The organism is Cellulomonas sp. PS-H5 (assembly GCF_019265565.1).
GTDB lineage: Bacteria > Actinomycetota > Actinomycetes > Actinomycetales > Cellulomonadaceae > Cellulomonas.
On record NZ_JAHVCI010000087.1, the window covers coordinates 1 to 11,687 of the forward strand.

An 11,687-nucleotide genomic window follows, 5' to 3' on the forward strand; every position below is an offset into this window, starting at 1 on the left:
GGCGCCGTCGGCCGCAGCGCGCTGTCCCGCCGGCGGCTCCGGCGCCGCCCACGCCGCTGCGTCGTCCGCCGGCGGTCGACCCGCGACGGTGCGCGCGTCCCGCGACCAGGCCGCGTGGTCGGACTGCCCCTCGGCGGGGCGTCCCGCGGCGGCCATGGCGGCCACCGCCACCAGCGCCGCGGCACCGACGGCGCCCTCGGCGGACGCGGGGCCGGCGGCGATCGCGGCGTGCGCCGGTGCCGGCTCCAGCGCGCGCGGCACGTCCGTCAGCGCGAGACCGTGGGCCGTCGCGACGTACCCGGGGGTCGTCGCGGGGGCGCCCTGCCCGGGCGCCGCGGACCGTGGTGGGCTCCCGAGGTGGGTGACCATGTGCTGCGCGCTCGGGACCGGGGCGCTGACCGGCACCGCCTGGCGCGGGTCCGCCGCGACCGAGCCCGCCTCCACGGAGCCCGCGGCCACCGAGCCTGCGGCCACCGAGCCCGCCGCCACCGCCACAGCCGCGGTCCCGGCCGCCGGCGTGAGCGGGAACGACCACGCCACCTCGCGCGCCCGGCTGTGCCGTGCCCGTCGTCCGCCGGGCGCGTGCGGCGGCGGGGCCGCCCCGAGCCGCGGCGCGGGCGCGGGGAGCGCCGCGAGGATCCGGGCGCGGGCCGGCAGCTCGACGCCGCGCCACAGCAGGAACGCGAGGCCCGCCGAGACCACCAGCACGATCCCGATCGCGGCGGGCCCGCGCACGGGCGTCGCCACGACGACCTTGATGACCAGCTCGTGCAGCAGGTAGAACGAGAACGACAGCGCCCCGCCCAGCTTCACCGCCGGGTGCAGCGCCCAGCGGTTGCGCCCGTCGATGTCGCCCCACGCGCAGCCCGCGGCGAGCGGCGCGAAGATCGCGGCCAGCACCGCGGTGAGCACCGTGGGGTGGACGTCGACGGCGGCGGCGCCGAGCACGCACGCGGCGAGCACGGCGAGCAGCGCCCAGGCCGGGACCCGGGGCCGCCAGCCCTCGCGCACCGCCAGCGCCGTGACCATGCCGAGCAGGAACTCCGGGAGCCGGGCGGGCGGCAGGTGGAACAGCAGCGGGATGAGGGACGGCCAGACCAGCGCGACGGCGACCGGCGCGGCGAGCGCGGCCCCGGCGACGAGGACCCGCGTGCGCGGCTGCATCCGGCGCAGCGCCCACAGCAGGGCCGGGAAGGCGGCGTAGAACGCGATCTCGCAGGACAGCGACCAGGCGACGCCGTTCACGGCGAACACGACCTGGCCGTCCGGCGACCACGCCTGGACGAGGAACATCCCCGCCAGCAGCGTGCCCGGGTCGACCGTGGCGCCCACCACGAGCACCGTCACCGCGAGCCCGATCGCGAACGCCGTGAGGTGGTTCGGCAGGATCCGGGCGAGCCGGCGGGTGTAGAACGCCCCGAGCGTCGTCCCGGGCTGCGCGGTCCAGGTGAGCACGAAGCCGGAGAGCACGAAGAACAGCCCGACGCCCGTGTAGAACGCGCTGGACCCCCGGACGACCTGCAGGTTCCAGGAGTTCACGTGGTAGAGCATCACGAGCAGCGCGCCGACCGCCCGCAGGCCGTTGAGGCTCCACAGGACGGGGAGGCGGTCGCCGCCGTGCGCGGTACCCATGTCGCCCTCCCGGGTTGCAGTCGTCGGCCGGGGCTGGTCGCGGCTGCGCGGGAGCCCCGCGTCAGGCCTCTAGTTGAAGTGCAAATTAGGACAAAGGGTGCAGAACGTGTCAAGAGGGGTGCCGCCGTCAGGGTGAGTGTGTCGGTGGTCGCTCGTAGAGTGGTGACCGCACCCCGGGTCCTGCGGATCCGGGGTTCTCGTGCTGACCGCGCCCTGCCGCCGGCACCCCCGGAAGGAACCCATGAACGTCGCCGGACTGCTGCCCGTCCTCCTCACCGACCCCGCCGTCGCGCGCGCCGTCTCCCTCGTCCCGTCCCGCGGCGAGGTCGACGTCGTCGGGCCCGCCGGCATCCGCCCGCCGCTGCTGGCCGCCCTCGCGGGCGCCCGCGCCGAGGCCGCCCCCGGCGCCGCGCGCCCCGGCCGCCCCCTCGTCGTCGTCACCGCCACCGGCCGCGACGCCGACGAGACCGCCGCCGCGCTGCGCTGCTACCTGCCGGACGACGACGTCGCGGTCCTGCCGTCCTGGGAGACGCTGCCGCACGAGCGGCTCTCGCCCCGCAGCGACACCGTCGCGCGCCGGCTCGCCGTGTTCCGCCGCCTGGCGCACCCCGACCCGGAGCCCGGCCACACCGGCCCGATCCGGGTCCTCGTCATGCCGGTGCGCGCGCTGCTGCAGCCGGTCGTCGCCGGGCTGGGCGAGCTCGTGCCCGTGTCGCTGAACGTGGGGGAGCGGGCCGACCTGTCCGAGGTCGCCGAGCGCCTGGTGGCCGCCGCCTACAGCCGGGTCGACATGGTCGAGCGCCGCGGGGAGTTCGCCGTGCGCGGCGGCATCCTCGACGTGTTCCCGCCGACCGAGGACCACCCGCTGCGCATCGAGTTCTGGGGCGAGGACGTCGAGGAGATCCGCTGGTTCTCCGTCGCCGACCAGCGCAGCCTCGAGGTCGCGGGCCACGGCCTGTGGGCGCCGCCGTGCCGGGAGATCCTGCTGACCGACGAGGTGCGCGAGCGTGCTGCGTCCCTGGTGGAGCGGCTGCCCGGGGCGGTCGACATGCTCGACAAGCTCGCGCAGGGCATCGCCGTCGAGGGCATGGAGTCGCTGGCCCCGGCGCTCGTCGGCGAGATGGTCCCCGTGCTCGACCTGGTGCCGGACGACGCGCTGCTCGTGCTGGCCGACCCCGAGCGGGTCCGGCGTCGCGCGCACGACCTCGTCGCCACCACCGAGGAGTTCCTGCAGGCCGCCTGGACGTCCGCCGCGGCCGGCGCCGCGACCCCGCTCGACCTGTCCGCCGCCTCGTTCGCGTCGTTCGCCGAGGTGCGGGCGCTCGCCGCCGTGCGCGGCCTGGGCTGGTGGACGCTGAGCCCCTTCACGCTCGACGCGGACGCCGCCGAGGGCACCGCCGACCCGGACGCGCTCCGCAGCGCCGACGACGGCGTCGAGACCGTCGTGGTCGCCGCCCGGGACGTCGAGCGGTACCGCGGCGAGGTCGACCGCGCCGTGGCCGACGTCCGCCGGCTGCAGCAGGACGGCTGGCGGCTGCTGCTCGCGACCGAGGGCCACGGCCCCGCGCAGCGCATGGCCGAGCAGCTGCGCGCCGCCGACGTGCCCGCCCGGCTGGTCCCGGCGCTCGAGGGCGACCTCGAGGGCGGCGTCGTCCTCGTCATGCCCGCGCAGGTCGGCCCGGGCTTCGTGTCCGAGGACCTGCGGCTCGCGGTGTTCTCCGAGTCCGACCTCACGGGCCGACCCGGCTCGTCCACCCGCGACATGCGCAAGATGCCGAGCCGCCGCCGCAACGTGGTCGACCCGCTGCAGCTGCGCCCGGGCGACTTCGTCGTGCACGAGCAGCACGGCGTCGGCCGGTTCGTCGAGCTGGTGTCCCGCACGATCGGCACCGGTGCGGCCGCGGCCACCCGCGAGTACATGGTGGTCGAGTACGCGTCGTCCAAGCGGGGCCAGCCGGGCGACCGGCTGTTCGTGCCGACCGACCAGCTCGACCAGGTGACCAAGTACGTCGGCGGCGAGGCGCCCAGCCTCAACAAGATGGGCGGCTCCGACTGGGCCAAGACCAAGGGCCGCGCCCGCAAGGCGGTCAAGGAGATCGCCGGCGAGCTCATCCGGCTGTACTCGGCGCGCCAGGCGACGGCCGGGCACGCGTTCAGCCCGGACACCCCGTGGCAGCGCGAGCTCGAGGACGCGTTCGCGTACGTCGAGACCCCGGACCAGCTCGCCACCATCGACGAGGTCAAGGCCGACATGGAGAAGTCGGTCCCCATGGACCGGCTCATCTGCGGCGACGTCGGCTACGGCAAGACCGAGATCGCGGTGCGCGCGGCCTTCAAGGCCGTGCAGGACGGCAAGCAGGTCGCGGTCCTCGTGCCGACCACGCTGCTCGTGCAGCAGCACCTCGACACGTTCGCCGAGCGGTACGCCGGGTTCCCGGTCACCGTGAAGGCGCTGTCGCGGTTCCAGGCCAAGGCGGAGTCCGAGGCGGTCGTCGACGGCCTGCGCGACGGCAGCATCGACGTCGTCATCGGCACGCACCGGCTCATCACGGGCGAGGTGCGGTTCAAGGACCTGGGCCTGGTCATCATCGACGAGGAGCAGCGGTTCGGCGTCGAGCACAAGGAGACGCTCAAGGCGCTGCGCACCAACGTCGACGTGCTCGCGATGTCGGCGACCCCGATCCCGCGCACGCTCGAGATGGCGGTGACCGGCATCCGCGAGATGTCGACCCTCGCGACCCCGCCGGAGGAGCGGCACCCGGTGCTGACCTTCGTCGGCGCCTGGGAGGAGAAGCAGATCTCCGCCGCCATCCGCCGCGAGCTGCTGCGCGAGGGCCAGGTGTTCTACGTGCACAACAAGGTCGAGTCGATCGAGCGCACCGCGGCCCGGCTCAACGAGCTGGTGCCTGAGGCCCGGATCGCGGTCGCCCACGGCAAGATGAACGAGCACCAGCTGGAGCAGGTGATCGTCGACTTCTGGGAGAAGCGGTTCGACGTCCTGGTGTGCACGACGATCGTCGAGACCGGCCTCGACATCTCCAACGCCAACACGCTGATCCTGGAGCGCGCCGACCGGCTCGGCCTGTCCCAGCTGCACCAGCTGCGCGGGCGCGTCGGCCGCGGGCGGGAGCGGGCGTACGCGTACTTCCTGTACCCGCCGGAGAAGCCGCTCACCGAGACCGCGCACGACCGGCTGCAGACGATCGCCGCGAACACCGACCTCGGGGCGGGCATGGCCGTCGCGATGAAGGACCTGGAGATCCGCGGCGCGGGCAACATGCTCGGCGGCGAGCAGTCGGGGCACATCGAGGGCGTCGGCTTCGACCTCTACATCCGGATGGTCGGCGAGGCCGTCGCGTCCTACCGCGGCGACCAGCCCGAGGAGCTGCCCGACGTCACGGTCGAGCTGCCCGTCGACGCGCACATCCCGCACGACTACATCGCGCACGAGCGGCTGCGCCTGGAGGCGTACCGCAAGCTCGCGGCGGCGGGGGAGGAGGCGGCGCTCGAGGAGATCTCGGCGGAGCTGATCGACCGGTACGGCCCGATCCCGGAGCCCGTGACCAACCTGTTCGCGGTCGCCCGGTTCCGGCTGCACGCGCGCACCGCCGGCCTCACCGACGTCACCGCGCAGGGCAAGTTCGTGCGGTTCGCGCCGGTCGACCTGCCCGAGTCGGCGCAGCTGCGGCTCAAGCGGCTGTACCCCGGCTCGGTGCTCAAGCCCGCGCTGCGCACCGTCCTGGTGCCGTTCCCGATGACGGCCCGGATCGGCGGCAAGCCGCTGCACGGCGAGGCGGTCATGTCCTGGGCGAGGCAGCTGATCGACGCGGTCGTGCTCGGCGACGTGTCCGCGGCGGCGGGGGTGGGCACGGCGGCACGCTGAGCCGGCCGGCGCCCCCGCCCGCCCCCTCGCGTCGGCAGCGCGTCCGGGCCGGTCCTGGCCCCGAGCCCAGGACCGGCCCCTACGATGGGCCCGGTCGGGCGACGGAGAGCGACGAGAGGCCAGGTGTGCGGTGACGCGGAAGACGGTCCGGCGGACGGTGTCCGCCGTCGGGGTGCTGGCGGTGGCGGGCGTGCTCGCGGCGTGCGGCGGCGGTCGCCCCGGCGCGGCGGCCGTGGTCGAGGGCCGGTCGATCCCGACGTCCGAGGTCGAGACCGCGACCCAGGAGCTCGCCCCCGTGCTGCAGGGCGTCTCGGCGTCCGCGATCCTCGGCGTGCTCATCCAGGAGCCGACGGTCGCCGCCGCGGCGTCCGACGCGGGCGTCGCGGTGTCCGACGAGCAGGCCGCCGACGCCCTCGACCAGCAGGTCGAGGCCGCGGGCGCCCCGGCCCAGGACTTCTCGCCGGCCTCGGTCGCGGTCATGCGGTACCTGCTGGAGATCCAGGGGCTGCAGGGCGCGAGCGACGCCGACACGCTGCTCGCGTCGCTGCAGGAGGACCTCGGGGCCCTCGACTTCACCGTGAACCCCCGGTTCGGCACCGCGGACGACCTCGGCACCGTCGGCACGACCGCGTACCCGTGGATCGTGTCCGCCGACGGGGCCGCGCCGACCCCGGCCCCGTGACCGACGCCCGCGCCGAGGCCGCGGCGGACCCCACCGCCGCGGCGGACCCCACCGCCGTCGCGGACCCGCTGCGCCGGCTCGTCGCGGTGATGGAACGGCTGCGCTCCCCGGGCGGCTGCCCGTGGGACGCCGAGCAGACGCAAGCCTCCCTCGTGCCGTACGTGCTCGAGGAGGCGTACGAGGTCGCGGAGGCCGTCGAGGGCGGGGACCGCGCGCACCTGCGCGAGGAGCTCGGGGACCTGCTGCTGCAGGTGGTGTTCCACGCCCGGATCGCCCAGGAGGACCCGGCCGGGCCGTTCGACGTCGACGACGTCGCGGCCGACCTGGTCGCGAAGCTCGTCCGGCGGCACCCGCACGTCTTCGGCACCGCCGAGGTCGCGGACGCCGACGGCGTGAACCGGCAGTGGGACGCGATCAAGCGCGAGGAGAAGCAGCGGGAGTCCGTGCTCGACGGCGTGCCGCTCGCGATGGGCGCGCTGGCCCGGGCGCAGAAGGTGGCCTCGCGGGCCGAGCGGTCCGGGCTGGCCGCTGTCGCGCCCGCACCGGCCCCCGGCGGACCCGAGGCCCCCGGCGACCTCGGCGCGCGACTGCTCGCCCTGGTGCAGGAGGCCCGCGCGGCCGGCCTCGACGCGGAGGGCGAGCTCCGCCGCGCGACGGCGGCGTGGGAGCGGGAGCTGCGGGCGGCCGAGCAGGGCTGAGGCCGGACCGGGCCGCGCCGGGGGCGCGCCGGGCCGAAGGTCCGGGACGCCGGCGGGCCCCGGGCACCAGGATGGGCGAGGCTGGCGGTGCACCCGCGGCCCGGTGCCCCACGCCCGGCGAGGGCGGGCGCACCGCGACACCGGACGAGGAGGGGTCGATGCGGATCGGCGTCCCGAAGGAGGCCCGGCCGGGCGAGCGGCTCGTGGCCGCCACGCCCGCCACCGTGGGCCGGCTGGCGAAGCTGGGCTACGAGGTGGTCGTCGAGCACGGCGCGGGCGAGGCCGCGAGCTTCCCCGACGCCGCGTACGCGGAGGCCGGCGCGGCCCTCGGCGACGCGGCCGAGGTCTGGGCGAGCGACGTGGTGACCACGGTGAACGCCCCGGCCGACGCGCAGGTCGCCGCCCTGACCCCCGGCGCCACGCTGGTGTCGATGCTCGCGCCCGCGGCGCACCCCGAGCGGGTCGCGGCGCTGGCCGCCCGCGGCGTCACGGCGCTGGCCCTCGACGCCGTGCCGCGCGTGTCCCGCGCCCAGGCGCTCGACGTGCTCAGCACGATGTCGAACGTCGCCGGCTACCGCGCGGTCATCGAGGCCGCCGAGGAGTTCGGCGGCATGTTCACCGGCCAGGTGACGGCCGCCGGCAAGACCCCGCCCGCCACCGTGTTCGTCATCGGCGCGGGCGTCGCCGGGCTCGCGGCCATCGGCGCGGCCGGCAGCCTCGGCGCGCAGGTCCGCGCCTACGACGTCCGGCCCGAGGTCGGCGAGCAGATCGAGTCGATGGGCGCGTCCTTCGTGCAGGCCGCCGCGGCCCAGCAGGAGGTGAGCGCCGACGGCTACGCCCGTGAGCTCACCGCCGAGCAGGAGCGGCTGACCGCCGAGATGTACGCCGCGGAGACGGCCCAGGCCGACATCGTCATCACCACGGCCCTGGTCCGCGGCACCGCGCCGCGCACGATCAGCGCGGAGATGGTCGCCGCGATGCGCCCCGGGTCCGTGATCGTCGACCTGGCCGCGTCGGGCGGCGGCAACTGCGAGCTCACCGTGCCGGGGGAGAAGGTCGTCACCGCGAACGGCGTGACGATCCTCGGCTACACGGACCTCACCAGCCGGATGGCGCGGCACACGTCGCAGCTGTTCGGCACCAACGTCGTCAACCTGCTCACGCTGCTCACCCCGGGCAAGGACGGGGCGCTGGTCCTCGACCTCGACGACCCGGTGCAGCGCGGCATGGCCGTCACGCGGGCGGGGGAGGTGCTGTGGCCGCCGCCGCCCGTGCAGGTCTCGGCGGCGCCGGCCGCGGAACCCGCCCCGGCCGTGACGCCGGTCGACCCCGCCGAGCAGGCCCGGCTCGCCCGGGAGGCCGCGCGCCGCCGCGGGCAGCGCCAGATGACCGGCCTGGCCCTCGGCGCCGTGCTGCTCGCGCTGGCGATCACGTTCTCGCCGGCCGCGTTCGCGGGGCACTTCACGGTGTTCGTGCTCGCGGTGTTCGTCGGCTACTACGTCATCTCGAACGTCAGCCACTCGCTGCACACGCCGCTGATGGCCCAGACCAACGCGATCTCCGGGATCATCCTGGTCGGCGCGCTGCTGCAGATCGGCAGCGACAGCTGGGTCGTCTCCGCGCTCGCGTTCGCCGCGGCGGCGGTCGCCGCCATCAACATCTTCGGTGGCTTCCTGGTGGCCTACCGGATGATCGGGATGTTCCGGAAGGAGGAGGCCTGAGATGCTCACCTCCGCAGCCCAGGGCGTGTACCTCGTCGCCGCCGTCCTGTTCGTCCTCAGCCTCGCCGGGCTGTCGAAGCAGGAGACCGCCCGCCGCGGCAACCTGCTCGGCATGGTCGGCATGGCCCTCGCGCTGGTCGCCACCGTCCTGCTCAGCGTCGACGTCTCCGAGCGCAGCCCGCTCGTCACCCTGCTGCTCATCGCGCTGGTGCTGATCATCGGCATCGCCGTCGGCACCTGGCGGGCCCGCTCCGTCGAGATGACGCAGATGCCCGAGATGATCGCGATGCTGCACTCGTTCGTCGGCGCCGCTGCCGTCCTGGTCGGGTTCAACTCCTACCTGACCGAGACGCACGCCGACGCGGTGCACCTCGTCGAGGTGTTCCTCGGCGTGCTCATCGGCGCCGTGACGTTCACCGGCTCGATCGTCGCCTACCTCAAGCTGTCGGCGAAGATGTCGTCCGCGCCGCTGACGCTGCCGGGCCGCAACTGGCTGAACCTCGGTGCCCTCGTGGCATCCGCCGGGGCGCTGGGCTGGTTCCTGACGTCGCCGTCGCTGGTGCCGCTGCTGCTCATGACCGTCGTCGCGCTCGCGCTCGGCTGGCACCTCGTGGCCGCGATCGGCGGCGGCGACATGCCGGTCGTCGTGTCGATGCTCAACTCGTACTCCGGGTGGGCCGCGGCCGCCGCGGGCTTCATGCTGGACAACGACCTGCTGATCGTCACCGGCGCCCTCGTCGGCTCCTCCGGCGCGATCCTGTCGTACATCATGTGCCGCGCGATGAACCGGTCGTTCGTCAGCGTGATCCTCGGCGGCTTCGGCACCGAGGGCGGGACCGTCGTCTCCTCGGGGTCGGCCGAGGTCGGGGACCATCGCGAGATCCAGGCCGCCGAGGTCGCGGAGCTGCTCAAGTCCGCGTCGAGCGTCGTCATCACCCCGGGCTACGGCATGGCCGTCGCCAAGGCGCAGTACCCGGTCGCCGACCTGGTCGCCCGGCTCCGCGCTGCGGGCGTCGAGGTCCGGTTCGGCGTGCACCCCGTCGCGGGCCGGCTGCCCGGGCACATGAACGTGCTGCTCGCCGAGGCCAAGGTGCCGTACGACATCGTCCTCGAGATGGACGAGATCAACGACGACCTGGCCTCGACCGACGTCGTCCTGGTCATCGGCGCGAACGACACCGTGAACCCCGCCGCGCTGGAGGACCCGGGCTCGCCGATCGCCGGCATGCCCGTCCTCGAGGTGTGGAAGGCGAAGCAGGTGATCGTGTTCAAGCGGTCGATGGCCACCGGCTACGCCGGCGTGCAGAACCCGCTGTTCTTCCGGGAGAACACGGCGATGCTGTTCGGCGACGCGAAGGACCAGGTCGAGCGCATCGTCGCCGCGCTCTGACAGGCGTTCACCGTCCGGTTGCCGAAGGTCCCACCGACGCACCGGACGGCGCGCACTAGGCTGAGGTCGCAAACCGACCCGTTTGACGAAGGAGCACCATGGCCAGCATCGAGGCCGTCGGCGCCCGCGAGATCCTCGACTCGCGCGGCAACCCCACTGTCGAGGTCGAGGTCGCGCTCGACGACGGCACCATCGCCCGGGCCGGTGTGCCCTCGGGTGCCTCGACCGGGGCCTTCGAGGCCGTCGAGCGCCGTGACGGCGACAAGTCGCGCTACCTGGGCAAGGGCGTCGAGGACGCGGTCAACGCGGTCATCGACGAGATCGCCCCGGAGCTCATCGGCTTCGAGGCCACCGAGCAGCGCCTGGTCGACCAGGCCCTCATCGAGCTCGACGGCACCCCGAACAAGGGCAAGCTCGGCGCCAACGCGATCCTCGGCGTCTCGCTCGCCGTCGCGAAGGCCGCGGCCGACTCGGCCGACCTGCCGCTGTTCCGCTACGTCGGCGGCCCGAACGCCCACGTGCTGCCCGTCCCGATGATGAACATCCTCAACGGTGGGTCGCACGCCGACTCCAACGTCGACATCCAGGAGTTCATGGTCGCCCCGATCGGCGCGCCGACCTTCCGCGAGGCCCTGCGCACCGGCGCCGAGGTCTACCACTCCCTCAAGTCCGTGCTGAAGAGCAAGGGCCTGTCGACCGGTCTCGGCGACGAGGGCGGCTTCGCGCCGAACCTCGAGTCGAACCGCGCCGCGCTGGACCTGATCCTCGTCGCGATCGAGAAGGCCGGCTTCGTCCCGGGCAAGGACGTCGCGCTCGCGCTCGACGTCGCCGCGACCGAGTTCTTCAAGGACGGCGCGTACCAGTTCGAGGGCAAGGCCCTCGCGCCGGCCGAGATGATCGCGTTCTACGAGCAGCTCGTCGCGGACTACCCGCTGGTCTCCATCGAGGACCCGCTGTCCGAGGACGAGTGGGGCACCTGGTCCGAGCTCGTCACCAAGGTCGGCGACAAGGTGCAGATCGTCGGCGACGACCTGTTCGTCACCAACCCGGAGCGCCTCGCCAAGGGCATCGAGCTCAAGGCCGCCAACTCGCTCCTGGTCAAGCTGAACCAGATCGGCACCCTGACCGAGACGCTGGACGCCGTCACCCTGGCCCAGCGCAACGGCTTCACCACGATGACCTCGCACCGCTCCGGCGAGACCGAGGACGTCACGATCGCCGACCTGTCCGTCGCGACCAACGCCGGCCAGATCAAGACCGGTGCGCCGGCCCGTGGCGAGCGCATCAACAAGTACAACCAGCTGCTCCGCATCGAGGAGGAGCTGGACGACGCCGGCCGCTACGCCGGCCTGTCGGCCTTCCCCCGCTGGAAGGCCTGAGCCCCCAGGCTCTCGACCGGAGGCCGGTGACCCCGCACGGGGTCGCCGGCCTCCGGCGCGTCCGGGGTGCGCCCGGCGCCGCCCGCGGCATGTGCGGATCGTGTGCGTGCGCGGACACGGCCGGGTCGCCTGCGGGGTCGCGGGCCTGGCGCGGGGCACAATCGGGACCATGCCCGCCCCTCGTCGTCCCGCCGCGCCCCGCACCGGCGCCGACGACGACGCGACCCGCGGCGGCGACCGGCGCGGCTCGGCGCCGCGCACGCCCGCGCCGCGCACCCCGTCGGCCCGCACGCCCGCGCAGC

At 74.7% G+C, this 11,687-nt stretch carries 7 protein-coding genes; 6 read left to right on the forward strand and 1 reads right to left on the reverse strand.

Features of this window, described 5'->3' with window-relative positions; all coding sequences use genetic code 11:
* Positions 1-1,632: acyltransferase (locus J5O08_RS19480; RefSeq protein ID WP_218708564.1), on the reverse strand; the 1,632-nt coding region annotated here is incomplete at its 3' end.
* Between the two features lie 241 nt (positions 1,633-1,873).
* Here J5O08_RS19480 and mfd point away from each other — a divergent pair.
* From mfd to eno, 6 genes are all read left to right on the forward strand, one after another.
* Complete coding sequence (gene mfd, locus J5O08_RS19485; RefSeq protein ID WP_218708565.1) at positions 1,874-5,515, forward strand: transcription-repair coupling factor; 3,642 nt, start codon at positions 1,874-1,876, stop codon at positions 5,513-5,515.
* Positions 5,516-5,645: 130 nt separating this feature from the next.
* Positions 5,646-6,197 carry a hypothetical protein gene (locus J5O08_RS21280; RefSeq protein WP_255590254.1) on the forward strand — a complete coding sequence of 184 codons (552 nt, stop codon included), beginning with the start codon at positions 5,646-5,648 and terminating at the stop codon, positions 6,195-6,197.
* Positions 6,194-6,895 (forward strand): MazG family protein, encoded by a 702-nt coding sequence (locus tag J5O08_RS21285; RefSeq protein WP_308281735.1) that lies wholly within the window; start codon positions 6,194-6,196, stop codon positions 6,893-6,895. Before J5O08_RS21280 ends, J5O08_RS21285 begins: the two co-directional genes overlap by 4 nt.
* A gap of 158 nt (positions 6,896-7,053) precedes the next feature.
* Positions 7,054-8,616, forward strand: a complete 1,563-nt coding sequence (locus J5O08_RS19495; RefSeq protein ID WP_218708566.1) for a Re/Si-specific NAD(P)(+) transhydrogenase subunit alpha — start codon at positions 7,054-7,056, stop codon at positions 8,614-8,616.
* Position 8,617: 1 nt separating this feature from the next.
* Positions 8,618-10,006 (forward strand): Re/Si-specific NAD(P)(+) transhydrogenase subunit beta, encoded by a 1,389-nt coding sequence (pntB, locus tag J5O08_RS19500; protein ID WP_218708567.1) that lies wholly within the window; start codon positions 8,618-8,620, stop codon positions 10,004-10,006.
* 98 nt (positions 10,007-10,104) lie between these two features.
* Positions 10,105-11,385, forward strand: coding sequence for a phosphopyruvate hydratase (gene eno, locus J5O08_RS19505; protein ID WP_147795774.1), 1,281 nt, complete (start codon positions 10,105-10,107; stop codon positions 11,383-11,385).
* The last annotated feature ends 302 nt before the right edge of the window (positions 11,386-11,687 follow it).

Bases quoted from the DNA above. Each gene is read 5' to 3' on its own strand.
- mfd (WP_218708565.1), top strand. From the start codon at position 1,874: ATGAACGTCGCCGGACTGCTGCCCGTCCTCCTCACCGACCCCGCCGTC.
- J5O08_RS19495 (WP_218708566.1), top strand. From the start codon at position 7,054: ATGCGGATCGGCGTCCCGAAGGAGGCCCGGCCGGGCGAGCGGCTCGTG.
- pntB (WP_218708567.1), top strand. From the start codon at position 8,618: ATGCTCACCTCCGCAGCCCAGGGCGTGTACCTCGTCGCCGCCGTCCTG.
- eno (WP_147795774.1), top strand. From the start codon at position 10,105: ATGGCCAGCATCGAGGCCGTCGGCGCCCGCGAGATCCTCGACTCGCGC.